Consider the following 26,180-nt stretch of genomic DNA (forward strand, 5'->3'; position numbering starts at 1 on the left):
GTAAGGTGTTAATTTTGTTATTTTTGTATAAAAAAATTTGTTTTGAAGAAGATAACAATTAAAATAGGTAAGATACTAGGCTGGTTCTTACTTAGTTTATTCCTTATACTCCTTATTCTTATAGTAGCTATTCAGATTCCTTATATTCAAAATAAGGTAAAGGATGTAGCTATAACGTATGTACAGGATAAAATTGGAACTCCTGTATCCTTAGATAGAATAGAAATAGCCTTTCCTAAAAAGATAGTTGTAAAGAATCTTTATGTTGAATCTCAGCAGCAGGATACCTTGTTGTATACTAATTATCTAGGTGTAGATATTAGTTTATTTGCTCTCTTAAAAAGTTCTGTAGATGTTAATAGCATTCAACTAGATGGACTTAAAACCGATATAAAGCGAGATAGTCTAGGTCGTTTTAACTTTGATTATATCATCGAAGCTTTTGCCTCTGAGGAAGAAGAGGATAAAGAGGACAGTGGTTCTATGGCTATAGATGTAGGTGAGATAAGTCTTAGTAATATCGAAGTAAAGTATAATGATGATTATGATGGTCATCATGTCTCATTTGGTCTAAAAAGGTTCATCACACGCTTTAAACAGTTTGATTTAGATCAGTTAAAATTTGCTATTCCAAAAATATCAATTGTTGGTATAGATTTAAATTATAAAAAAGAATTGCCTTCTCAGGTTTCTATTGAGGCACAGCAATTAGTAGAATCAGAAAAGGAAGATATTAACGCGTCTATTATGCCTATTGTAGATTTAGGTACTATAGAATGGACAGATGGTAATATTATTTTTGAGGATAGTGAGAGCAAATTATATGCTAAGCTCGCTTTAGGGTCTTTTAAAACGACATTTGAACAAATAGATTTAAAGAATCAACAGATTGATTTAAAAGAAATCAGTTTAGATAATACTACGGCTGTTGTTCATTTGCTTTCTTCAACGATTAAGAAAGTACAACCCGTAGAAGAGAATACTACTCCTGTAGTGGAAGAATCTACTCCTTGGAAGCTTGGAATAAAACAGTTTTCTTTAAACTCTATTGATGTCAAGTTCGATAATGATAATTTTAAGGCATTGACTTTTGGTTTAGATCCTAATCATATAGAATTTACTGATATTAATTTTGATTTAAAGGATTTTCAATTTTCTCCGTCTACAATAACAGGTAATCTAGAAGGTTTTTCGTTTAAAGAAAAGAGTGGATTGCAGTTAGATAAGTTTAAGACTTACTTCCTTTATGGCGATCAAACAGCTTTTATTAAAGACTTTGTATTAGAAACACCTAATTCAAAATTTGCTGCTAGTGTTTTATTAAATTACAAAGACGTCAATAAACTTGCAGATGATTTAGAAAATACTTCTCTAGATGTCAGAATACAAAAATCACATTTAGGGTTGAAAGATATTTATTTGGCTATGCCAACTATATTTGAGCAAGCTGGGTTAATTGCTTTAAGTCAAAAAGATCTTAAGATAGATGTAAAGATAAAGGGACTGATTGGTGATTTGACTATAGATCAGTTTTTAGTAAAAGGCTTACATTCTACTGAAATAAATGTGTCAGGAAATATAAAAGAGGCAACTAAGCCAAAATCAGCAATTGTTAATTTGAATTTGACTAAGTTTCAAACTTCTGCTAAGGATATATTTAGCATAGCTCCTAAAGGAATTGTACCTACTAATATAGAAATCCCTGCTCATTTATTTTTATCAGGTAATATTAGTGGAAGTATGAACACAATACAAACACAATTATCATTAAAAACTACTTCTGGAAATGCTAATATAAAAGCCTTTTTAGATCAGCGTTTTAAAGGAAAAGAGAAGTATTCGCTAGATGCTAGCCTTACTGAACTAAAGTTAGGACAAATATTAAAGAATGATTCTATTGGTACGTTGACAATGTCAGCTAATGTATCAGGGGTAGGGTTTAATCCAGATAAAGCTATTGCAAAAGGAGAGGTTAAGATTGATCAGGCTGAGTATAATGGCTATAACTATAGTAATCTAAAGGTAGGTGCAGCACTTGATCAAGGTAGTTATAAAGTAAATTCGATTAATGAGGATCCCAATCTGAGTTTTGCTATTGCTGCTAGTGGATTGTGGACTGACTATAGGATTAGTTTAGATTTATTGGCAGACTTTAATTATATAGATTTATTCAAATTAAAATTAGTTGATACACCTTCTGTGTTTAAAGGAAAGATAACTACTAAACTAAATAATATCATACCTGATGATTTAGATGGAAGTGTGATCCTTAATGATTTGTTTTATAGTGTAAATGATAAAGTATTTAATTTAAAACCAATAGAACTTAATGCCATTACCAATGGTAATGATAAGTCACTTAGTCTTACTTCTGAGCTAGCTGATTTTAATATGCAGGGACAATATAAGTTAACGCTATTAGCTGATTTGTTAGCAACTACATTTAGTACTTATTTTAATACTGATAAGGAACTAAAAGACAAACTAAACGATCGTAAATTAGGGATATTAAATCATTATTTTACATATAGTTTGCAGATCAAAGACAATCCACTGATTCATTCTTTAGTCCCTGAATTAAAGGAGCTAAAGCCTATCGATTTTAAAGGAAGATATGAATCTAGTACTGACTTTATTAGTTTTAATGGAGTAATTCCTACTATTCATTATGGAGATAATGAGATAAGTAATATCTCATTAGATGTAAAACCTGTAGATGGAGCATTAACTTACGCATTAGGAGTAGAGAAAATAGCAAATGCAAGTGTAGCCTTACGTAGAATGGTATTAGAAGGTGATATAAAGAATAATACGATTAATTATAATTTAAATTTAAAAGATAAAATAGGAGCACCTGTCTATTTGATTGCGGGGGATGTTACAGCACGTAATGGGGATTTAATCACGCGTTTGCATCCTGATGGGTTTATGTTAGACTATCAAAAATGGACAGTTGACACAGAGAATAAGTTTGTAGTAAAGCCTGAAGGATTTTATGTTAGTGACTTTAGGTTATCTTATGGCAAAAGTATTTTAGAAATCGTTTCTAAGGATGAGGTGGCTAATAGTCCATTAAAATTATCATTTAATGATTTCAGTATTGAGACACTTACTAAAATTATTAAAAAAGATGTCTTGTTAGCAAGTGGTTTTATTAATGGGGAAGTATATTTAAAGGATTTAGCTACAGATTTTAGATTTATATCAGATATAGATATTACTAAACTGCACGTAATGGAGATAGGTTTAGGTGACTTACATGTAGGAGTTAAAAATGAAAGCGCAAGTAAGTTTATAACAGATATAGTTCTTCAAGGAGGAGAAAATAAAATATCCATAGGTGGTTGGGTTGATGCAGATGCACAAGATGTGGATATGAAAGTGAACTTAGACAAGTTCCAAATGGGGGCTCTAGAATATTTTGCTAAAGAGTATATTTCAGAAACTGAAGGATATTTCTCAGGAAATATAAAAATAGGAGGGAAGTTTAGTGATCCTAAGATTTTAGGAGCAATGGATTTTAATAATGTAGGATTACATGTTAATCAATTGAATGCTGATTTTAAAAAAATTAATGAGAGAATATCTTTTACTAATAGGGGAATAGAGTTAGATAAGTTTAGTGTAACAGATATAGATGGTAACCTATTGGTTGTCGATGGACAAGTATTAACTAAAACCTATAAAGATTTTGCATTTAATCTTAGTGTGAAGGCGATAGATTTCAAAGCAGTTAACTCTACCTCTAAGGATAATGATATGTACTATGGGAAGTTAGTCTTTGACAGTGATATTAAGATTAAAGGAGATTTAAACAAACCAATAGTTACAGGTGGGATAGAAATAGGAAAGAAAACAGACTTCTCTTTTGTATTACCACAAGAAGATCCAAGTATAGCGGATCGAGAAGGTATTGTTGAATTCGTTGATGAACATAGTTTACAGTTAGCCGAAATAAAGAAGTATGAAGAAGACTTTAATACTTCTGCCTTAAAAGGGTTGGATGTTTCAGTGTCAATTAAAGTTGATAAAGAGGCTACTTTTACTATGATTATGGATAAATCTAGTGGAGATAAAATTATATTAAAAGGAGAAGCTGATTTAGTAGGAGGTATTGATCCTTCTGGGAAAGTGACTCTATCAGGGAGGTATGAATTCTCACAAGGTTCTTATGATTTATCATTTAATATGATGAAGAGAAAGTTTGAGATAGAGAAGGGAAGTTATATTGTTTGGGCAGGAGATCCTACAGATGCTAATTTAAATTTGACAGCTATTTACGAAGTAAAGACTGCACCAATAGATTTGTTAGGCAATCAATTAAGTGGACTTTCTCCTACTCAACAAAATATGTATAAGCAGAAAATTCCATTTCAAACTTTGTTAAAAATGAAAGGAGAGTTGCTTACACCAGAAATATCATTTGATGTACAGTTGAAAGAAGGTATTACAAGTGTAGCTGGAGATGTTTTAACTAATACTAAAACAAAATTAGAACAACTTAGACAGAATGAATCAGAGATGAATAAACAAGTGTTCGCTTTGTTATTATTGAATAGGTTTATTGGTGAAAATCCTTTTGAGAGTAGTGCAGGAGGTACATCTGCGGGTTCTATGGCTAGACAAAGTGTTAGTAAACTATTGTCAGATCAGCTTAATAATCTAGCTAGTAATCTAATCTCAGGAGTTGAATTGAATTTTAATCTAGAATCATCAGAGGACTTTTCGACAGGGAGTAGAGAGAATAGAACAGATCTTAATGTAGCTGTATCTAAGCGATTGTTCTCAGATAGATTAAAGGTAACTGTAGGGAGTAGCTTCGAAGTAGAAGGAAATGCTCGTGAGAATGAACAGGCAGCTAATATCGCTGGAGATATAGAGTTGGAATATGCATTATCTCAAGATGGAAGGTATTTACTAAGGGTTTATAGAAAAAACACTTATGAAGTAGCTCTACAAGGACAAATAGTGGAAACAGGAGTAGGATTTATTATCACAATGAGTTATGAAAGATTCAAAGAGCTTTTTGAACGCAGTAAGGACAAAAGACAATTAAAAAAACGATTAAGGGATGAGGCTAAAGCAGAGTAAAATATATTATGGATTGGTTGGATGTGTGGTATTCTTGTCTTTATTCTCATGTAATACAACACGTCACCTTGGAAATGATGAGTACCTATATTCAGGAACAAAGTTAATCTTCGAAGGAGACTCTCTAACAAAGTCTAAGAAGTCTACTATGAATGAAGAACTTAGTGGGCTAATGCGTCCTATACCTAATGCATCTATTCTAGGGATATATACTAAGTTGTTCTTTTATAATTTAGCAGGTGATCCAGAGAAGAGTAATAAATTGAGAAGATGGATGAGAAATAAGATGGGTGAAGCTCCTGTCTTATTCAATCAAGTAGATATCGAAAAAAACAGTGCTATTTTATCTAACCGATTAGAGAATCAAGGTTATTTTAATGTAAATGTAACGTATGACACATTAACTCCTAGTTTGAAAAAAAGGGGAATTCAGTATACAATAAAGCCTGGTGAACAGTATAAAATACGCGATTTTAATTTCGTTAAAGATTCAACAGATCTTAATAAAATGTTGAGTAAAGCTATGCGTTTTACGAGGTTAAAGAATGGTTTAGCTTATGATTTAGATAATATAAAAGAAGAACGTGTACGTTTTGATAATTATTTGAAAAATAAAGGATATTATTTTTTTAGTGCAGATAATTTGTTAGTTCAAGTTGATAGTACCGTGGGAAAACATGAAGTTGATTTGTTTTTAAAGGTAAAAGACAATACACCTAAATTAGCATTAGCCCCTTACACAATAGATAAGATATTTATATTTTCGGATTATGTTTTATCAGATGGGGATTATAGACAAGCTTTAGATTCAGCTAAAACTTATAAGGACTTTACTATAGTAGATCCAAAAGAAAAGTTTAAGCCGTCAATCTATGATAATGCTATTCATTTAAAAACAGGAGAGATTTATAATAGAAATAATCATAATTTGTCTTTGAATAGATTAGTGAGTTTAGGAGTTTTTAAGTTTGTTAAGAATCAATTCGAAATATCAGATAGTATAAATCATAAATTAAATGCGTATTATTTTTTGACACCTGATAATCCAAAGGCAATACGCTTAGAGTTATTAGGTAAAATGAATTCAGCTAGTTATAATGGTGCTGAACTCAACTTGAATTGGAGTAACAAAAACTTTTTTAAAGGAGCTGAGGTTTTTTCTGTATCTGCTTATGGAGGAGCTGATTTTCAAATGTCATCAGCGAACAATGGATATAATGTTTACAAGATTGGATTAGAGTCTAGTTTAACTTGGCCCAAGATAATATCTCCATTTAATATTGAATCAACAAGCGCTTTTATTCCTAAGACGAGAGCTATTTTAGGAGGAGAGTATTTAGAGAGAAGTCAGTTATATTCTTTGCAATCTTTTAAAGCTTCATGGGGATATTTATGGAAAGAGAGTGCTTTTAGAGAACACGATTTAAAGGTAATAGATATTAATTATGTAAAACCAGGAAATGTTACTGATTATTATAAGGAGTATGCAGCAGGTAATCCTTCTTTAGAACGTGTTTTAGATAAACAATTGACTTTTGGTCCGACTTATACCTATACCTATACAAATACATCAAAAAAATTTAAAAAGAATACGATTTATTATCGTGGTTCATTAGATTTATCAGCTAATATCACAGGATTATTAATGGGAGCTAATGCAGATAACGATAAAGAAAAGAGTATTGTAGGTGTGCCATTTAGTCAATATGTAAAGACAGAGCATGATTTTAGACATTATCTAAAGTTAAGCAAGACATCTCAATTAGTTAGTAGAATCCATGCAGGTATAGGGATAGCTTATGGAAACTCTAAGCAGATGCCTTATACTAAGCAATTTTATGTAGGAGGATCTAATAGTATTAGAGCTTTCAGAGCGCGAACTATTGGTCCAGGATCCTTTGATCCAAGTGTTAATAATGCTAAGTTTATTCCAGATCAATCAGGAGACATGCTTATAGAAATGAATTTAGAATACCGCAAGAAATTGTTTAGTATTGTGCATGGAGCTTTATTTGTTGATGCAGGGAATATTTGGAACTTGAATGATGTATCAGATAGACCAGGTGGGAAGTTTAGTGGTAACTTTTTAAATGAATTTGCTATTGGTGCAGGAGCAGGGCTTAGATTTGATATAACATTTTTAGTATTGCGATTTGACTTTGCTTTTCCATTGAGAATACCATATAATGAGTCAGGAAGTCGTTGGGTAATGGAAGATATTAAGTTTGGTGATAGTAAGTGGAGAAAAGATAACTTAATGTTTAATTTCGCAATTGGGTATCCATTCTAATAAGTGTGGAAACTATACACAAGATGCTCCTCAATTTTTCATATTGGAAAAAATTGAGGGGCATCTTTGTTTTATGTATAATATGTTGAAAATAAATGTTATATGTGCGTAGGGTGTCTTTTTTTTAGATTTGGCACGGTTTTGTATATAGTATTATTAGTAAGGTGTTATAAAAAAAGTGAAAAGTTGAAAAACTTCATGCTTTTGAAAAAGAAAATTTAAGTGTTTATTTAAAAGTTATGTTATCGTGAGATAACAGTTAGATCGTTAGTAAGGTGAAGAAGAGAGATCTTCAAACAATTAGGGAGCTTAGGCTCCCTTTTGTTGTTTCTAAAAAGGTTAATTTTATGTCTCAATTGGTATTGAATGATAAAAAGTTTAAATTTGCCAATAGCACTAAAATATTAATAATATGAGTCACAAGATTCTGGTAATAGATGATGATGTTCCTTTTTGCGAAATGCTAAAAACTTTTTTAACTAAAAAAGGTTATATAGTTTCTAATGCATTTAGTAGTACAGAAGCGGAACAATGCATCAATGAAGGGTGCTACGATATTGTTCTTACAGATGTTAGATTGCCTGATAGTAATGGTTTAGAGTTGCTAAAATATATAAAATCAAAATGTAGAACAGCCCAAGTTATTTTAATGACTGGGTATACCGAAATTAAAACAGCAGTGAATGCGATGAAGCTTGGTGCATTTGATTATGTCGCTAAGCCTATTAATCCGGATGAAATACTTTTGACTATTAAACAAGCGCTTGAGAGAAAGGTTTTTTTGGAAAGTGGAGAAAGTGTCAAACCCAAAACCAAGACAATAGTTGCTTTTACTAGTAATGATATTGAACAGGAAGAGGTGTTAGATTATGTACGTGGAGAAAGTAATGTTTCGACGCAATTACATGAATATATAGATCTAGTAGCTCCTACTAATATGTCTGTTTTGATTATTGGGGATAGTGGTACAGGAAAAGAAAATATAGCGCATTCTATTCATTTAAAAAGTAAAAGAAAAGATAAACCTTATATTGCAGTTGATTGTGGTGCTATACCAAAAGATTTAGCTTCAAGTGAGTTCTTTGGACATATTAAAGGATCTTTTACAGGGGCAGTTAATGATAAAGTAGGTCACTTTGAGGCTGCTAATGGAGGAACAATATTCCTAGATGAAGTAGGTAACTTATCTTACGAAGTTCAGGTACAATTGCTTCGTGCATTACAAGAACGCAAAGTGAAACCTGTAGGTAGTAGTAATGAAATAGATGTAGATATTAGAGTTATCGCTGCTACGAATGAAGATTTACCTAAAGCAGTTAGAGATGGTGAGTTTAGAGAGGATTTATACCACAGGTTAAATGAGTTTGGTATTGTAGCTCCTAGATTAGCTGATCGTGGTGCAGATATCTTAATGTTTGCTACACACTTCCTGAATGAATCAAATATAGAACTAGAGAAGACAGTAAAGAAGTTCTCATCAGAAGTAGAATGTATATTCTTAACTTATGATTGGCCAGGTAACTTACGAGAGATGAAGAATATTATTAAACGTTCTGTTCTTTTGACTCGTGGAGATATAATCGAAAAAGATGTATTACCACAAGAAATATTAGTACCTAAATCAGAGAGTACATTGATGACTAATTCTAGTGAATCTGTTGAAGATGATTTAAAGTTATTCTCTTCTCGTAACGAAGAACAAGTAATTCGTACAGCTCTAGAGAAAGTTAAGTTTAATAAGACGAAAGCTGCTCAAGTATTAGGAATAGATAGAAAGACATTGTATAACAAGATGAAGTTGTATAATATAGAATTATAATAATTAAAAAGGCATCATAGCAGATTGTTATGATACCTTTTTTTCTTTACCTATATTCTCCTTCTAAAAAGAGAATAAGTAAAATACATAGACGAATTTAAACAGGCTCTAAGTATATCTGTAGTTTTCTTTTTACCTTTGCATAAATTAGAGAGTTAGAGAATATGGATATTAAAACGCTATTACATCATAATTTAGATGAGTTATTTTATTTAGCAGATAAGAAAGGGATTTTAGATACAGACTTAGTTGTTAAGATAGGAGCTTATGTTGGTGCTGCTGTATTAAGAGGTAGATATGCAGACCAGAAAGAGGTGACTATGGACGAAGTGAATGGAGTCTTTGGTATCATAGGTGATTTTTGTAAAGAGAGTTTCGGAGGAAGAAGTTTCTCTAAGACTCATTTTAAGAAAATGACTAAATATGCATTAGAGTTGATTCAAGAGACAACCTTTGACTCGGATGTGGAAGAATTCATCGCTTCATTGAGAAGTTAGATTTGTTATAAACATATAGTAAGCCCTGTGAACAGCCTGTTTACAGGGCTTTTTTTATACGCTATATAGATGTTATTGCTTTATATCGTATTGATAGCTAAATAGTAAGTATTGTGGTGGTGATTATTTTTCAGTATATTGTGGATAACCAACATATACCTGAATTATGAAAATTAAAACAATAGAATCAGTTAGTAATGCTCATTCCTATCAATTATTGATAAAAGATCTCTTAGAGAATTCCCTGAGAGTAAACCCTCAGCATGAGATAGCCTATAAAGATGAAGTTAGATTCGATTATTATGAGTTATATAAACGAATCAAGAAATTGTGTAATATGTACTGTGACTTCGGTCTTGAAGGAGGAAGTGTAGTAGGAGTCATAGATTATGATAGTCATCGTTATCTGATGAATTACTTTGCTGTACCGATTACAGGCAATGTATTGCATACAGTTAATTGGCGTCTTGCGCCAGAGCAAATGTTATATACGATTAATCACGCAGAGGATGAGTTATTAGTTGTCCACCAGGACTTCTTACCTATAATTGAATCGATAAAAGATAAGATGACTACAGTAAAGCAAATCATAGTTATCAGAGATCATAATAATGTAGTAGATACACCACTTGAGATTAATGGATATTTCGATGAGCTTGTGGCATCGGCATCTAGTGAATATACTTTTCCTGATTTTTCTGAAGAAGCAGTAGCGACTTTGTTTTACACAACGGGAACAACGGGTGATCCTAAAGCAGTGTATTTTACACATAGACAGTTAGTGCTTCATACGATGGTAGAGATGAGTGTATTATCTCTAATGAACGAAGCGTTTAAGATAAACTCTAAAGATGTGTACTTGCCACTAACACCGATGTTCCATGTCCATGCCTGGGGCCTTCCTTATGTAGCGACTTCTCTAAGCTTAAAACAGGTATATGTAGGTAAGTTCGAACCTGTAAGTTTCTTAGAAACCTTTAGAAAAGAAAAGCCAACAATCTCTCACTGTGTACCGACTATCTTAAATATGCTTTTGACTAGCCCTGCTGCTAGTGATATTGATTTTTCTAATTGGAGTGTATTGATTGGAGGTTCTGCATTGAGTAAACCTTTAGCTCGCAGAGCGATGGAGAGAGGAATATCTGTAGTAACAGGATATGGCATGTCTGAGACCTGTCCATTATTGACTACTTCTTATCTATCATTAGAGACTATTAAGAGTGACCTGGAATCTCAGTTAAACATAAGAACGATGACAGGTAGAGCTGCTTTATTAGTAGATTTAAAGATTGTAGATGAGCAAGGGAATGAGGTACCTAAAGATGGAAAGTCCTTGGGAGAATTGGTAGTACGTGCTCCATACCTAACAATGGGCTATTATAAAGATAAAGCTAAGAGTGAAGAGTTATGGGAGGGAGGATATTTACACACAGGCGATATCGCATGGATAGATGCTAATAATGATGTAAAAATAGTTGATCGCTCTAAAGATGTGATTAAAACAGGAGGAGAATGGATGTCTTCACTCGCGTTAGAGGAGATGGTAGGTAGTTATCCTGGTGTATTAGATGCTGCAGTTGTGGGGATACCTGATGAGAAATGGGGAGAAAGACCATTTGCTTTAGTAGTAGTTAAAGAAGGAGAGATAATTACAGAACAACAGTTAAAGAACCATATGCAAATCTATGTAGATAAGGCTGTTATTAATAAATGGGCTATTCCAGATAGATTTGTATTTGTCAAGGATATTCCCAAGACCAGTGTTGGAAAAATTAGCAAGAAACGTATTAGAGAATTGCAAAAAATGAATCAATTGTAGCCGTTGTTTGGTGATATAGTAAATTTGCGTTAACTTCCGAATCTTAAATTAACTAACGTAATATGAGATTAACACAAACAACAAAACAATCAAAAAGATCTAATCCTAGTTATTTCTGGAAACAGTTAGGATTGGGTCTTTTTGTGCTGGGTACCCTTACATCCCATGCACAAAAAAAGCCACTAGATCATACTGTTTATGATGGATGGCAAAATATAGGTGAAAAGTCGTTCTCTAATAATGGCGAATGGGTGCTATATCAAGTTAATCCACAGGAAGGCGATAAAATACTTTATATTTCAACAGCCAAAAATACAAAGAAAATCACTATTCCCAGAGGAGAGAAGCCTGTATTCACTGGGACATCTAATTTCTCTGTATTCTCTATTCGCCCTACATATACTGATTTAAAAGCAGTAAAGAATAAGAAAAAGAAAGAAGACGAGATAGCAAAAGACTCTTTAGGTATTTATAATTTAAAAACTGGAGCTTTAACGAAGAAGTCTGATATCAAGTCATTTAAAATACCTGAGAAGAAAGGTGATTACTTAGCTTATTTATTAGAGCCAGTTAAGGATACTACTAAAGCTAAAGATAAGAAAGATGCTAAAAAACCTGCAGCTAAAAAACCTGGAAAAGATGCTCCACTAGAGTTAGTCTTTGAAAACCTAGTGACAGGTGAGAAACTATCATATAAAAATGTTACTGATTATTACTTTGATGCTAATGGTCAATACTTAGTTTTTGTAACGAAAGATCCTGCAGAGAAGAAAAAGGACGATAAGAAAGAAGATAAAAAGGACGAGGACAAGAAGGAAGAAAATAAAGAAGTAGCTACTAGTACAGAAGCAATAGCTAAAGAGGAAGTAGCTAAAGGACCTTTCGGAGTTTTTGTTGTTGATTTAAAGACTAAAGCAGTTAAGACACTTCTTGAGGGTAATGGTAAATACACACAGTTCTCTTTTGATGAGACTGGAAAACAATTGGTATTCATTGGTACAAATGATGAAGAGAAAGTATTAGTAAAGAAGTACGAATTATATTATACTAACCTTACGACTGGTGCTACTGTACTAGCTTCTAATACCATTAAAGGTATGCCAAAAGGTTGGATAGTATCAGAGAATAACAAGCCTAAGTTTAGTAAGAATGGTGGACGTTTATATCTTGGTATAGCACCACAGCCTATCGCTAAGGACACTACATTAATTGCTGATGATCATGCAGTAGTTGATGTATGGCATTATAGCGAAGACTATATCCAACCACAGCAATTAGTGAACTTAGATAAAGATCTTAAAAAGAGTTTCTTGGCGACTATCAACCTTAAGGACAGAAGCAAATTGGTTACTTTAGCAAATGATAAAGTTAACGGTACGCAGTTAGTTGATGAAGGAAATGCAAACATTGTATTTAATTCATCAGACTTTGGTCGTAGAGTAGAGAGACAGTGGGATATCTCTGGAGTAGCATCTTATTATATTGTAGATGTTAATACAGGGAAGGAAGTTGAAGTAGTTGCAGACTTGCCTGGTTCAGCGCGTATATCTCCTAAAGGTACAGCAGTTGTGTATTATAATAGTGAGGAGAAGAATTGGTATGCTTATGATGTGAAGACTAAAATCACTAAGCAATTAAATAAAGGATTAACAGTGTCATTTGCTGATGAGACTTTCGATATGCCTGATAATGCTTCAGCTTACGGTATTCAAGCTTGGACAGACAATGATGAGTCTGTATTGATCAGAGACCGTTTTGATATCTGGGAGTTTTATTTAAAAAGTAATAAAGCACCGAGAATGATTACCAATGGATATGGTCGTCAAAATAATATCGCATTCGACATCTTAAAATTAGATGAAGAGAAGCGTTCTTTTAGTAGAACAGAACAGTTGATCTTAGCTGTGTTTAATGAGAAAAATAAAGAAGCAGGATTCTTTACTACAGAGATTAATAATACTAATGCATTGAAGCAAGTTTCAATGGAGGCTTATAATGGATATAGTTCATTGTTTAAAGCAAAAGATGCTAATGTATATGGGTATGTAAAAGGATCTTTTGTAGAACCGACTAACTTATTTGTCACAGATAATCTAGCAACTGCTACTCAATTAAGTGATATCAATAAACAACAAAAGGACTATATCTGGGGAACTAACGAATTAGTAGAATGGACTACACCTAAAGGATATACTTCTACAGGAGTATTATTTAAACCAGAAGACTTTGACCCTACTAAAAAATACCCGATGATCGTGTATTTCTATGAGAAGGTATCTGATAATTTAAATAGATATGAGTCACCAGCACCTACGCCATCTCGTTTGAATATTCCATTCTTTGTAAGTAATGGTTATTTAGTATTCACACCAGATATTAGTTATGTAGATGGACAACCAGGTAAATCTGCAGAAGAGTATATTAACTCTGGAGTAGAGCATCTAAAGAAGAATAGTTGGGTGAATGGGGATAAGATAGCAATCCAAGGTCAAAGTTGGGGAGGTTATCAAGTAGCACATTTGATCACGGTGACTGATATGTATGCAGCAGCTTGGTCTGGTGCTCCAGTAGCGAATATGACGTCTGCTTATGGAGGTATCCGTTGGCAAAGTGGTATGAGCCGTCAGTTCCAATATGAGAAGACTCAAAGTAGAATAGGTAAAACACTATGGGAAGGGTATGACTTATATGTTGAGAACTCACCATTATTTAAAATGCCTAATGTAAAAACACCTGTAGTTATTATGCATAATGATAATGACGGAGCAGTGCCATGGTACCAAGGTATTGAAATGTTTATGGCTTTAAGACGTCTAGGTAAACCAGCGTGGATGCTTAACTATAATGGAGATGAACACAACTTAATGAAACGCCAAAATAGAAAGGATATTCAGATTCGTCAACAACAGTTCTTTGACTATTATTTAAAAGATGGTAAAGCACCTGTATGGATGGTAAAAGGAGTTCCTGCTACTATGAAAGGTAAAGATTGGGGATTTGACTTAACAGATGAGAAAGTAAAATAATCTCTTTTGAATAAATTATAAACTAAAGGCTATTCTGTAATGGAATAGCCTTTGGTGTTTAACCCAGAATCAGCATTAGCCAAATACTACAAAGTAATTCTACTTTATAGTTCTTTTATTAGCTCTATAACCATACTATAGTATGCTGAAATCACTAATTCAGACCTATCTTGTATAATTGCTTTTCGTTTATCTGTCTATCGCTGATTCTGGGTTTAATGTAATTTTCTTTAATATTTAGGTAATTTATAGAAACGAAAAAAGACAGCGAAGTGCATGCTGTCTTTTTTACTCAATCAAATATATAAATCTACTTTACTTTTTATTTTTCAATAGGTAGGGTACGTGTTAGCCAACCTCTTTTATTTGCTGTAATGATTGCATAAGGAGTAATCCAGAATAGCGTGAATGTATAAAAGATACTATAAGGATATGCCCAGAATGATTCTAATAAATTATATCTTTTAGAATAGAAGAATACTTGAATACTTGAGAAAATAAAGATACTCACTAAAGCAGAACTTATAAACATAAGCGGCTGAGTAATTACGAAATAAAGCATTAGTATTGTTATAGGATAAGCCATTAATACATTTAACCATTGGTTAAGTAATAATATTCTTGGTCCTATTTTCGAACCTTCTCTAAAGTTAGTAAAAGCAAATCTACTCATCGCAATATTCTCTCTTACATTACTTCTCTCCCAACGGATGTACATTTTGTACAGTGTTTTATAAGTCTCAGGTGTATTAGTTAAGACATAAGCATTTCGCTGGAACAATACATCATACCCTTGCTTTAAGATCATATTGGTCATTGCTCTATCTTCACCGATGTCAGAAGGTTGCCCCATAAATGTTTGGTTAATCCATTCTTCTAAACAGTTCATTACAGCCTCTCTTCTATATCCAGCTAAAGCACCTGGCGTACATAATACAGAACCTAAAGCACTCTGTGCAGAACGAATAAATTCAAAACTGAAGACAAAACTTACATTAAGCATCTTAGGTATAATACCATCTGCAGTGTTTAATACTCTAACATTTCCTCCTACAGCACCACATTTCTCATTGTTTACGAAAGGGCTTACTAAGTTTCTAAGTGTGTCTTTCTTAACGATAGAGTCACTATCTACAGTAACGAATACTTCTCCTTTACCGATATTAAACCCTCTGTATAATGCATGTCTTTTTCCTTGATTTCGTTCTTGTTGTAAGATAGTTACTCGATTTCCTAGTTCAGCTTTAGCCTTAATCATCCAGTTCCATGTATCATCTTTACTACCGTCATCTAGAGAGATAATCTCGATTTTTTCAGCTGGGTAATCACTGTTCACTAAACTTACTAAAGTATCATATACTAACCTTCCTTCGTTATAAGCAGGTACAATCACTGTACAGGTAGGCAATTCTTCATCACTAACAGAAGCTACTGGTTTATATCTAAAATATAAATACACGATATATAATAAGAAACTTATCTGCAGTACAAATAGAATTAGCCCAAAGTTTATAATACTAGCTCCCCAGAAAGTTTTAAGTCTTTCGAAGTGTATTTTTTCAAAGTATGGTTGTAACCTATAGATAAAATATAAACCTATCCCCATCAGTAGAAATGTACTTCCTAAGACAATATAATCTGTGATAGAAAGTGATTTGCCATTTAGGAGATTAAGTCTTTTTTTACTATCGTTTATGGCGTCTTGTGAATTGGCTGTTTTGTTCGTTTGCATAACCTTATCTTTTAATAATTGTTATACTATTTGTGGTTTTGTTTCTTTAATCTGCTTTCGTTTATCTTGCGTAGAATTCATTTAGGTTGTTCGTAAATAAATTCTAATAGCAGGCTAAATCATCAAATAGTCTATAAATATTGTTTCAATAGTTGTGCCATCCCCTTTATACGGCTTATATAGGCTTTTTTAACATTGTATGTGACCCATTGTGTAGATAGTTGGGGAATTAAGTGAGGACGGAATACTCTGTTTTGTCTTTTATCGTTACTTTTTGTCTTGTATTCTACAGTGATGTATGATGTAATGAGAATATTAATAGAGATAAAGTGATACTATAATTCTTTATGAGATACAGTAAAAAGGCTATTTTTGTATACAAATAAGTGAACAGGCATAACTTTAACAATGAAGTATGAAAGAATTAATAGGAGATTATAAAGCAACACTTGATTTAGGAGCAATGACACTAGATCTAGTATTACATATTAACGAACATAAAGAAGTAACAATAGATTTGCCTAGTCAAGGGGCAATGGCACTTGAAGCAAGTAGTGTTGTAATCAATGATGCAGCTGTTACATTCTCTATAACAGCTATGGCTATGAACTTTTCAGGAGTTCTCGTAAAAGATAAAATAGAGGGAGTGATTAAGCAGATGGAACAGGAAATACCAGTTGTTTTTGAAAAAACGATTATTCCCCTTCCAGGTAACCCTTCTCTTGTCTCTACAGAAGAAGAACTAATAGCTTTGGCTAATAAAGAACAGGGAACCTATTAGTACAGTGTAGAAGACTATTTTCAGCGTCCTACATCATCTAGTTTTCAGTTATCACCGAATGGGAAGTATCTATCTTACCGTGAGAAAGACAAGAAGAATAAACGACACGTTTATGTAAAAGAAATTGCTTCAGGTAGTGTTATTCGCGTTATAGAAGAGGGAGAAGAATTAGTACGCGGATATGGGTGGATAAATGATGATCGATTAGCCTATATGATGGATAATGGAGGAGACGAGAACTATCATATTTATGCTGTTAATGTAGACGGAACGAATAATATAGATTTAACTCCATTTGATAAGGTTCAGGCAGGTATATTGAATATGCTAAAAGAGCAGAAAGACTATATTATTATCTCGATGAACTTAGAGAATACCCAAATCTTCGAGCCGTATAAAATAAATATCCATACAGGTGAATACACCAAGTTATTCACTAATGATGATCCATCTAACCCTGTATCTGATTATGACTTTGATAAAGATGGTAATCTTAGAGGATATTCTAAAATGTATAATGGCGTACAGACACAGTATTTCTATAAAGTAGAAGGAGGAAGTGAGTATGAATTATTCCACACGATTAACTGGTCGGATACTTTTTCATTAATGGCATTTAACTATGCTTCTAAGAATAAAGACGAAGCGTATGTATTGACGAATTTAGATTCAGATAAGCAACGTATTGTATTATATGATTTTAAATCGAAGTCTGTCGTTAAGGAAGTATATGCTAATGCTGAATATGATGCTTCTATTATAGGGTTATCTCGTAACAGAAATTGGGAAATTGATTACCTTGGTTATGAGGGAGATAAAGTGATTATAGAGCCAGTAAGCGAAACGTTTAAGAAGATAAGTACAGACTTAGAACACCATTTTGAAGGGTATGAATATTCTATTGCTGCTAAGACAGAGAACGAAGACCGTTATTTAGTGATAGTACAGAGTGATAAACTTTATGGTAGATATTATAATTACGATAAGGATTCAGGCGAAGTAACACTACTTTATGATTTAATGCCTCAACTTAAAGAAGAGGATATGGCAGAGATGTTATCAATTAGTTTTATGAGTCGTGATGGTATAAAATTACACGGGTATATCACATTACCTAAATCAGCTAAACAAGGACATAAAGTGCCCCTTATTGTTAATCCACACGGAGGACCGCAAGGTATTAGAGACAGTTGGGGCTTTAACCCAGAGACCCAGTTATTCGCTAGTAGAGGATACGCTACCTTACAAGTCAACTTTCGTATCTCAGGAGGATATGGTAAAGAGTTCTTTAAATCAGGGTTTAAGCAAATCGGCCGCAAGGTAATGGATGATGTAGAAGATGGAGTGCACTATGTAATCGAACATGGATGGGTAGACGCATCTAAGATTGCAATATATGGAGCAAGTCATGGGGGATATGCTACGCTTATGGGGCTAGTGAAGACACCAGCGCTTTATACTTGTGGGATTGACTATGTTGGTGTATCAAGTATATTTACTTTCTTTGAATCATTCCCAGAATATTGGAAACCATATAAAGACATGGTGAAAGAGATATGGTATGATTTAGATAAGGAAGACGAAAGAGAAATCGCAAGAGAAGTATCTCCAGTGTATCAATTAGACAAAATAAACAAACCACTATTTGTCGTTCAAGGAGCTAATGACCCTAGAGTAAAGATAGCAGAATCAGACCAAATCGTAGAAGCACTACGTGCAAGAGGATTTGAAGTTCCTTATATGGTCAAGTATGACGAGGGGCACGGCTTCTCAAAAGAAGAGAACAGTATCGCATTCTATAAATGTATGATGGGATTCGTCTCAGAGCATTTAAAATAAATAAAACAGTCCCATAATAAGTATTATTATGGGACTGTTTGTTTATTATTAATTTCACTGACTATATGTGTTCAAGAGAAACTCTTCCGACTTCGTGCAAATATTTACAATTCATATCATGCCCTGTCAGCACACAATCATAGTGGGACGGGTAGAACGTAATATAAACTATGTTTCACATTATTACTATACAAAGTGATAAAATGAAATACTTTATTAAAAGTAATTAACCTTGCGAAGCCCTCTTGGCCTTAATGTATAAGCATGATTGACCGCTTAGGAATTACAGCCTTGACTTTTTTTGTTACTTTTTTGTGTTAAGACAAAAAAGTAAAAGAATAACTGCGTAGCGATAGACTCACTTCTAATACTCACTATTAGAACCAAAAACAGTTTTTCTATCCACATATTTACCTTTAGTAAAGTCTGGCATTTCCTGTACTTGACCATGCTCAGCTATTGACTTCTCACTTAATGGTGTAATCGCATACCAAGTCGCCAAATCATAAATGTCAAATGGGAACTCTATATTCCTTTTGATACTTTCGACAAAGGCATTAATCATAAAGTAATCCATTCCGCCATGACCAGCACCTACAGCTTTATCCGCATTATTTTTCCATAGCGGATGATCATATTGTTCTAAGTATTCTTTTGAGTTAACCCATTGGTGTGAGTGATTCATCTCTTTTTCGAAGTAAATAAATCCTTTGTCAAAACCACCAGAACTTATTTCTTGCCAAATTCCCTCAGTTCCCTGTACCTTAAAACCTAAGTTGTATGGGCGCTGAAGAGAAGTGTCATGCGTTAGAACCATCGTTTCACCATTTTCACATTTAAGTGTAGTCGTCACGATATCCCCTTGTTTAAAAGTAACTTTAGCATTAGGGTGATCTTGGCTACTATTTTCTATGATATATTTATTTAATCCTCTTGCTTTAGAAGCCATAGAAGTAAGATGAGTGATTCGATTACCTCTGTTGACATTGAACATTGCCGCTAACGGACCTACACCATGTGTAGGGTATAATTCCCCATTCCTATTCACATAATGGTCTGTTCTCCACTTTGCTTCACTAAATCCTTTCTCACCAAACTCTACGCCACCGCCATAAGGTTGTACACCATCATTAAAGAGGACATTACGCAGATCATGTTGGTATCCACCAGTACCGTGGATTAACTCCCCAAACTTACCTTTCTTAGCCATATTAAAGACAGCCATAATATCTCTGCGGTAACACACATTCTCTAACATCATCAGTGGTACTTTCGTTTCTTCATATACATCTACGTATTTCCAACATTCTTCTAGAGTCATAGCGCCACATACTTCCATCCCCACTATCTTCCCTGCACGCATAGATTCTGTCCCTTGTCTTTCATGCCATTCCCATGGAGAAGAAATAATTACAGCATCGATATCCTCTTGTTTAAGTAGGTTACGGTAGTCATAATCACCGTTTCCATATATGATAGGTTGTTTTTTGTTGTGTTTATCTACTATTTTTTGTGCTCTTTTGATCATTCTATCATCTGGATCAGCCATTGCGATTACCTCCACATCGTTGCGCTTAAGTAATTCGTCTAAGTGTACTTGACCTCTTAATCCTACTGCAATCATACCAATACGCACTTTTTTTGCGTTATTCGAAAAGCTAAAAAGGGAAGAGGGAAGGATAAGTGCTCCTATACCTGCCATACTGGTATTTTGAAGAAAACTTCTTCTGTTCATAATAGTTATAGTTATTAGGTTAGAACTCAAAAATAGAAGATTGAGAGGGGATTTAAAAATAAAAAGGTGACTTATTTCTCTTTCTGTATAGTTGTTATTGGTTTTTGTATCAATAAGGTTTGATAGAAAAGAGTAAATTGCTATAATTTGTGAAAAAGGAATAATATGAAGATAGTAAAACAAATGCCCATTATAGAGAGTGACCGCCTTGTATTACGCGAACTACATTTAAGTGATGCGGAGAATATATTTGCTTATTTTTCTAAAGATGAGGTAACCTTGTTCTATGATTTGGCAACGTTTACTTCTGTGGATCAAGCGATAGATCTTATCCATATTTGGAATAATAGAGTAAAGGAAGGTCAAGGGCTACGTTGGGCTATTACACTTAAAGGAAGTGATGAGTTAATCGGTACATGTGGATTTCACAGTATGTCTATGGAGAATAATAGAGCAGAGATAGGCTATGAGGTAACACCAGAACGTTGGGGAAAGGGGATTGCAAGTGAAGCAGTACAACTAATGCTTGAGTATGGATTTAACCAACTCGAATTACATCGTATAGAAGCATTTATTAATCCTGATCATCATGTCTCACGTCGCGTACTGCTTAAAAATGGAATGACAACAGAAGGCGTACTTAGAGATTATTTCTTAGAGAAAGGACGTTATATAGATGGAGAGTTATTAGCCGTTATTACTAACAAATAATTATAAAAGTAAAAAGCCAATCGTCATTTTTTCAATGCTCGATTGGCTTTTTAATATTTGTAATTTTAAAGGGATATGAGACAAATGTAGGTTATTTATTTCTACAATAAAAGTTAAAAATAGTCTTTTTAATACGTTCTTTTATTTTTTATAGATAGTTGCCTATTTACCTGTTTTCTAAGAGAATTAAGTTGTCTTTCCCCTCTTAAAGCTTTGTTTTTAGTTCAAAATCTTTACACCTTTTAAGAATATCCAACGTACGCAAATCTTATCTCCCTTATCTGTTTTGAAGACTTTAAATTGGGGAGCAAGAATAGTAGCAGCTACAGCACTTGCTGCTGGTAGCCAAAAGCCACTTAATGCTGTGAACGTTGTAAATGCTAAACGACATAATATAAATAGTATGGCAAAACTAGCAAACTGTAATAATATTGTTTTTGTATTTATACTCATGATTAATCGTTTTGGTTCATGTATTTACCTTTTTTACTACCTGCGTATAATTCGTATTTGACAAATCTAGCTTCTAGTTTACCATTAAATAGTTTGATCTTTCTTGAAGGTCTAAGCCCAACGAATTTTAATGCCTCTACGTTACCAGTTATAAACCAAGCTTCTGTACCTGGATAAGACTGTTTTAATGTATCACCGATCTCTCTATAGAAACGCTCTAGGTTAATATCTATACGCTCTCCATAAGGAGGGTTAAATACCATATGTAGTGGCCCTTCAGTCTGTTTTTGAGAATCGAAGAAGTTGCCATCTTCTATTCTGATATATTCATCTAAGTTCGCATTTCTAGCATTGTCAATAGCTTTTGCTACTGCAGAAGGCGCCTTGTCAAATCCTTTGATAGTATAGTGAAATTCTCTTACTTTCTTTAAAAGTGATTCTTGGATAGTATCGAATAGTTCTGCATCCCAATCATTCCATCTCTCGAAGGCAAACTCTTTTCTGTTGATATTCGCAGGAATATTACAAGCTATCATAGCAGCCTCTATCAGAATAGTACCCGATCCACACATCGGATCAATAAAGTCTGTACGACCATCCCATCCTGACATTAATAACATCCCAGCAGCTAACACCTCATTAATAGGCGCTATATTAGTAGCCGTTCTATATCCACGGTGGTGAAGAGAAGCTCCAGAAGAATCAATAGATACTGTACATAAATCTTGTTGTAAGTGGATATTGATTCTCAAATCTGGGTAATCTTTATCAATACTAGGACGTACACCAGTCTTACTTCTAAATTGATCCACGATAGCATCCTTTGCTTTTAAAGATACAAATTGTGAGTTATTAAAGTTATCTGAGAACACAGTAGCATCTATAACGAATGATTGATTAGCATTGATATATTCACTCCAGTCAATACTCTGAACTCCCTTATATAAATTACCTTCATTATAGACTGCAAAAGTTTTAATAGGTTTAAGTATTTTTAAAGCAGTGCGCAAGGCTAGATTAGCTTTATACATAAAACCTTTATCTCCTTTAAAACTCACCATTCTAGTACCTTCTTGTACACTTGACGCACCTAATAACTGCAATTCTTTTGCTAATACTTCTTCAAAACCGAAGAATGTCTTCGCAACCATTTTAAAATTTTCCATCTTTATTATTATATAAGGAATAATTGACTATTCAACTATAAACCAAAACATTATATGTGACATAATACCGTTTAAGATACAATTTTTTCTCTATTACAACAAGACTATTTATACCGAATTTAAAATCCTGATATGTCTGTGATATATGCCATGTTTAATCCGCAAAAATAAAGTAAATTTGCAGGCTAATAAAGAAGTTTTAAAATAAATATATGTCAACAGAGAACAAAGCCTGGTATAAGTCGTGGTTCGACACCACTTATTATCATACTTTATACAAAGATAGAGATTACAGTGAAGCACAAGTGTTAATTGATAATTTAACTCAATATTTAAATTTAGATGAAGGAGCTAAAATATTAGATTTAGCTTGTGGAAAAGGGAGACATTCTATATATTTAAATTCATTAGGTTATGATGTGACAGGAGTAGACTTGTCACCTAATAGTATAGCCGAAGCAAGTCAGTATGCTACTGATACGCTACATTTTGAAGTTAGGGATATGCGCGAACCTTCTGAAGAGAAGTATGATGCCATTTTTAATTTGTTTACTAGCTTTGGTTACTTCCCTGACCCAGCTGATAATATGCGTACCTTAGATGCTATTCATAAAAGTGTTAATGAGTTTGGATTGGCAGTAATTGATTTTATGAACGTAGATAAAGTAATAGCAAATCTAGTACCTTCTGAAGTAAAGACAGTAGATGGTATAGAGTTTAATATTACACGTAAATATGAAGACGGTTTTATCATCAAAGAAATTATCTTCGATGCAGATGGTGAGCACCACGAGTATATGGAGAAAGTAAAAGCCTTGAGATTAGAAGATTTCGAAGCAATGATGAACGAAAAAGAAATTTATTTATTAGATGTCTTTGGTGATTATAAGTTGAGAAAGTTTTACAGACAAGAATCAGATCGATTAATTATGATATTCAAATAAGCCTATGGTTTATATTATTCCGTTACTAGCCGTTATCATAGGATATCTAATAGCAGTGATATTAGAACCTAAAAACAAGAAAAACCTTAAACTATTAATGGCATTTAGTGGTTCATTTCTACTTGCATTGACGGTTACCCATTTATTACCTGATGTATATGCAGCTAGTGAAGCAGCTGCTATAACTGAACATGTAGGTCATACCCATGATCATGGACATGACCATAGTTCTGGTAATATTGGATTCTTTATTATGATAGGGATAGTATTCCAGATTGTATTAGAGTTTTTCTCTAAGGGGGCTGAGCACGGACATGTACATACTCATGACAAATTAGATAAGGTGCCTTGGCTATTATTTATAAGCTTGTGCATCCATGCATTATTTGAAGGAATGCCTGTAAGTCAGCATGAGGAATTGGCATGGGGAATAGGAATACATCATTTGCCAATAGCTGTGATTCTTACCGCTTTCTTTATTAATGCAAATATGAATAAGAAAGTCGTATTTATGTTTATGATTATCTTTTCATTAATGACACCGATCGGAACATTAATATCTGGTAATGTAGCTTTCTTAAGTAAGTATTATGCTGAGATATCAGCTATCGTAGTTGGTATTTTATTTCACATCTCATCGACGATTATCTTTGAGAGTAATGAAGGGCATTCATTTAATATCAATAAGCTAATCGCTATTATACTAGGTGTAGTAGCAGCGTATTTTATATAATAAGATAGTAGATATAACAAAAAAGACGATTCTCTCGAATCGTCTTTTTTTATGAAGTAAAGGGGAGTGGACTAATCATTCTATAGATTATTGTCGATATAGAGGATAGTACTTGGGTTAAAATCTTTGTTGTTAATGCTTATTTCATTATGACCAGTATAGTCCTTAGTAAAAGTAAGTGTAGCGATAATCATATTAAAGTTATCATTTGAAGGGATTTCTGTAATCCATTCTTGAGCTTCATATATTTTATCTAATGATGCTGTAAAGGAATAGTGTTTACTAACCATACGAGTGTATTCTATTAGTGGTTGACTAATTAATGTCAATCCGACTTTCACTTTGTGTGTTCTCTATGAAAGTAAAGAAATCTTTAGATGCAAAAGCCGGGGTATTTACAGCAAGTTGATTGTCACTAATCCTTTTTACTTCTATTGGCAACCGACAATAGTGAGCAAATGGATTGTTAATGTTAAAGTCAAAACCTATTAGACCTGTCATGTCTGTATTCATTAAAGTCCTTTGTCCTTTCGGAATAGCTGGATTTAATTTTAGTAGATTTGTATCAGCTGTAGTAAAGCGAATGTATAGTTTATTATCATGATTTTTACTGATAATTTGAACAACTGATGTTCGTAGAACTTTACACAGTTTAGAAGCATAGCCAAAATCAGATGCGGCTTTTTTTGTTTCTTTCGTTTGTTTAGGTTTTCGATTTCTAGCTTGTACAATGTTTACCCCATTTACTACACAAGTCGTTGTTGGACCTAGATTTCCTTTTGATTGTCCTTTCGAATTGATAATTGCCATTTTTCTACTATTTAAGGTTAATTGATTGACTCTTCTTCCACTTGATTGTATATTGACAGCACCGTGCATCTATAATAAGTCCATTAAAATGACTTATTTGATGGTGTCACTATGGACTCATCATGGACTCATCATGGACTCATCCGAACCGAAATATGTCTCGTCCTACTCTAACAGTACATTTTTTTTGATCTAACATTCTCTTTTTTTAACTTGGCTAACCTTGTTTTTTTTCTGTGTGATAGAATGTTTTTTTTGGTTAGTTATGCGCTAAAATTCTAATGGAAAAATACTTATTGTAAAGTACTTGTACCATAGGGTGTACTATGATTAGTTGAATAGTGATGAACAAAAAACGTTTTTTGCCATAAACAAAAGAAGATAGTAGTTGAAGCCTGTAAATGCGTTAGAGATGATAGAGTAGAATCTTTGAATTTTATATGAGGTTTCCTTCTAGACCTCTACTAGTCCACTTCTTGTCTCCTATGCAGTCGTGTAGGGAAGTGTTTTTGTATAAAAAATTTGCCCAAAATGTCAGATGTTGGATTTTGTGTGTAAGAAATGTGTAGTATTTATATTCTGATAGCTAAAATCAAGTAGTTATTATATTAGGAGGCGCTAGTTGCTCTTTTATAATTAACCCTGTATTAACAGGAGCGGTTATTATCACTGTTATAGCCTTGCTGTTTAATAACATAAGCAAGAAAAGAAAGTACCCGAAGTATTGGTGGTAA

16 protein-coding genes and 1 pseudogene are annotated in these 26,180 nt (G+C 33.4%); 11 read left to right on the plus strand and 6 right to left on the minus strand.

From position 1 onward, the window contains the following. Positions 1-42 precede the first annotated feature (42 nt). The 6 genes from LNQ81_RS10830 to LNQ81_RS10855 all read left to right on the plus strand — a co-directional run bounded on the left by LNQ81_RS10830 (position 43) and on the right by LNQ81_RS10855 (position 14,542). Positions 43-5,091 (plus strand): translocation/assembly module TamB domain-containing protein, encoded by a 5,049-nt coding sequence (locus LNQ81_RS10830; RefSeq protein WP_229946638.1) that lies wholly within the window; start codon positions 43-45, stop codon positions 5,089-5,091. Further along, a complete protein-coding gene (tamL, locus tag LNQ81_RS10835; RefSeq protein ID WP_229946639.1) occupies positions 5,072-7,381 on the plus strand; it encodes a translocation and assembly module lipoprotein TamL in 2,310 nt (769 codons plus the stop codon). The genes LNQ81_RS10830 and tamL overlap by 20 nt, the downstream gene beginning before the upstream one ends. 412 nt (positions 7,382-7,793) lie before the next feature. After that, entirely contained in the window at positions 7,794-9,200 is a 1,407-nt protein-coding gene (locus tag LNQ81_RS10840; protein WP_229946640.1) for a sigma-54-dependent transcriptional regulator, read from the plus strand. Positions 9,201-9,364: 164 nt separating this feature from the next. Continuing rightward, entirely contained in the window at positions 9,365-9,697 is a 333-nt protein-coding gene (locus LNQ81_RS10845; RefSeq protein ID WP_229946642.1) for a hypothetical protein, read from the plus strand. A 166-nt stretch (positions 9,698-9,863) separates the two neighbouring features. Next, positions 9,864-11,516 (plus strand): fatty acid--CoA ligase, encoded by a 1,653-nt coding sequence (locus LNQ81_RS10850; protein ID WP_229946643.1) that lies wholly within the window; start codon positions 9,864-9,866, stop codon positions 11,514-11,516. Positions 11,517-11,578: 62 nt separating this feature from the next. Beyond that, on the plus strand, positions 11,579-14,542 hold the full coding sequence (locus LNQ81_RS10855) for a S9 family peptidase (protein ID WP_229946644.1): 2,964 nt from the start codon (positions 11,579-11,581) through the stop codon (positions 14,540-14,542). A gap of 322 nt (positions 14,543-14,864) precedes the next feature. On the opposite strand, the gene LNQ81_RS10860 is transcribed toward LNQ81_RS10855, so the two are convergent. Next, positions 14,865-16,274: a glycosyltransferase gene (locus LNQ81_RS10860; RefSeq protein WP_229946645.1), complete on the minus strand. Its 1,410-nt coding sequence runs from the start codon at positions 16,272-16,274 to the stop codon at positions 14,865-14,867. Between the two features lie 415 nt (positions 16,275-16,689). Between LNQ81_RS10860 and LNQ81_RS10870 the strand changes: the two are divergent. Beyond that, positions 16,690-18,894: pseudogene (locus LNQ81_RS10870) on the plus strand (S9 family peptidase). A gap of 364 nt (positions 18,895-19,258) precedes the next feature. On the opposite strand, the gene LNQ81_RS10875 reads toward LNQ81_RS10870, so the two are convergent. Further along, positions 19,259-20,629 (minus strand): Gfo/Idh/MocA family protein, encoded by a 1,371-nt coding sequence (locus LNQ81_RS10875; protein ID WP_229946650.1) that lies wholly within the window; start codon positions 20,627-20,629, stop codon positions 19,259-19,261. A 165-nt stretch (positions 20,630-20,794) separates the two neighbouring features. Here LNQ81_RS10875 and LNQ81_RS10880 point away from each other — a divergent pair, with 165 nt between their 5' ends. Then, entirely contained in the window at positions 20,795-21,340 is a 546-nt protein-coding gene (locus LNQ81_RS10880; protein WP_229946652.1) for a GNAT family N-acetyltransferase, read from the plus strand. Positions 21,341-21,559: 219 nt separating this feature from the next. Here LNQ81_RS10880 and LNQ81_RS10885 read toward each other — a convergent pair whose 3' ends face one another. Together LNQ81_RS10885 and LNQ81_RS10890 are read right to left on the minus strand one after the other, a co-directional pair. Beyond that, entirely contained in the window at positions 21,560-21,793 is a 234-nt protein-coding gene (locus LNQ81_RS10885; protein WP_229946655.1) for a hypothetical protein, read from the minus strand. A gap of 2 nt (positions 21,794-21,795) precedes the next feature. Beyond that, complete coding sequence (locus LNQ81_RS10890) at positions 21,796-22,944, minus strand: THUMP domain-containing class I SAM-dependent RNA methyltransferase (RefSeq protein WP_418887961.1); 1,149 nt, start codon at positions 22,942-22,944, stop codon at positions 21,796-21,798. 227 nt (positions 22,945-23,171) lie between these two features. Here LNQ81_RS10890 and LNQ81_RS10895 point away from each other — a divergent pair, with 227 nt between their 5' ends. Both LNQ81_RS10895 and LNQ81_RS10900 read left to right on the plus strand, forming a co-directional pair. Then, positions 23,172-23,903 (plus strand): class I SAM-dependent methyltransferase, encoded by a 732-nt coding sequence (locus LNQ81_RS10895; protein ID WP_229946658.1) that lies wholly within the window; start codon positions 23,172-23,174, stop codon positions 23,901-23,903. Positions 23,904-23,907: 4 nt separating this feature from the next. Next, complete coding sequence (locus tag LNQ81_RS10900; RefSeq protein WP_229946661.1) at positions 23,908-24,636, plus strand: ZIP family metal transporter; 729 nt, start codon at positions 23,908-23,910, stop codon at positions 24,634-24,636. A gap of 80 nt (positions 24,637-24,716) precedes the next feature. Here LNQ81_RS10900 and LNQ81_RS10905 read toward each other — a convergent pair whose 3' ends face one another. Together LNQ81_RS10905 and LNQ81_RS10910 are read right to left on the minus strand one after the other, a co-directional pair. Further along, positions 24,717-24,965 (minus strand): hypothetical protein, encoded by a 249-nt coding sequence (locus tag LNQ81_RS10905; protein WP_229946663.1) that lies wholly within the window; start codon positions 24,963-24,965, stop codon positions 24,717-24,719. After that, the gene (locus LNQ81_RS10910; protein WP_229946664.1) at positions 24,952-25,446 is read right to left on the minus strand and encodes a hypothetical protein; all 495 of its coding nucleotides are present in this window, start codon (positions 25,444-25,446) and stop codon (positions 24,952-24,954) included. The genes LNQ81_RS10905 and LNQ81_RS10910 overlap by 14 nt, the downstream gene beginning before the upstream one ends. A gap of 605 nt (positions 25,447-26,051) precedes the next feature. On the opposite strand from LNQ81_RS10910, the gene LNQ81_RS18215 reads away from it, so the two are divergent. Beyond that, positions 26,052-26,180: an HPP family protein gene (locus tag LNQ81_RS18215; RefSeq protein WP_336245917.1), complete on the plus strand. Its 129-nt coding sequence runs from the start codon at positions 26,052-26,054 to the stop codon at positions 26,178-26,180.

Origin of the sequence: Myroides oncorhynchi, from assembly GCF_020905415.1 — a bacterium.
GTDB lineage: Bacteria > Bacteroidota > Bacteroidia > Flavobacteriales > Flavobacteriaceae > Flavobacterium > Flavobacterium oncorhynchi_A.

Coding starts and splice junctions, on each gene's coding strand:
- LNQ81_RS10840 (WP_229946640.1), top strand. CDS start 7,794: ATGAGTCACAAGATTCTGGTAATAGATGATGATGTTCCTTTTTGCGAA.
- LNQ81_RS10885 (WP_229946655.1), bottom strand. CDS start 21,793: ATGAGTATAAATACAAAAACAATATTATTACAGTTTGCTAGTTTTGCC.
- LNQ81_RS10880 (WP_229946652.1), top strand. CDS start 20,795: ATGAAGATAGTAAAACAAATGCCCATTATAGAGAGTGACCGCCTTGTA.
- tamL (WP_229946639.1), top strand. CDS start 5,072: ATGAGGCTAAAGCAGAGTAAAATATATTATGGATTGGTTGGATGTGTG.
- LNQ81_RS10855 (WP_229946644.1), top strand. CDS start 11,579: ATGAGATTAACACAAACAACAAAACAATCAAAAAGATCTAATCCTAGT.
- LNQ81_RS10845 (WP_229946642.1), top strand. CDS start 9,365: ATGGATATTAAAACGCTATTACATCATAATTTAGATGAGTTATTTTAT.
- LNQ81_RS10875 (WP_229946650.1), bottom strand. CDS start 20,629: ATGAACAGAAGAAGTTTTCTTCAAAATACCAGTATGGCAGGTATAGGA.
- LNQ81_RS10910 (WP_229946664.1), bottom strand. CDS start 25,446: ATGGCAATTATCAATTCGAAAGGACAATCAAAAGGAAATCTAGGTCCA.
- LNQ81_RS10900 (WP_229946661.1), top strand. CDS start 23,908: ATGGTTTATATTATTCCGTTACTAGCCGTTATCATAGGATATCTAATA.
- LNQ81_RS10860 (WP_229946645.1), bottom strand. CDS start 16,274: ATGCAAACGAACAAAACAGCCAATTCACAAGACGCCATAAACGATAGT.
- LNQ81_RS10890 (WP_418887961.1), bottom strand. CDS start 22,944: ATGGTTGCGAAGACATTCTTCGGTTTTGAAGAAGTATTAGCAAAAGAA.
- LNQ81_RS10895 (WP_229946658.1), top strand. CDS start 23,172: ATGTCAACAGAGAACAAAGCCTGGTATAAGTCGTGGTTCGACACCACT.
- LNQ81_RS10850 (WP_229946643.1), top strand. CDS start 9,864: ATGAAAATTAAAACAATAGAATCAGTTAGTAATGCTCATTCCTATCAA.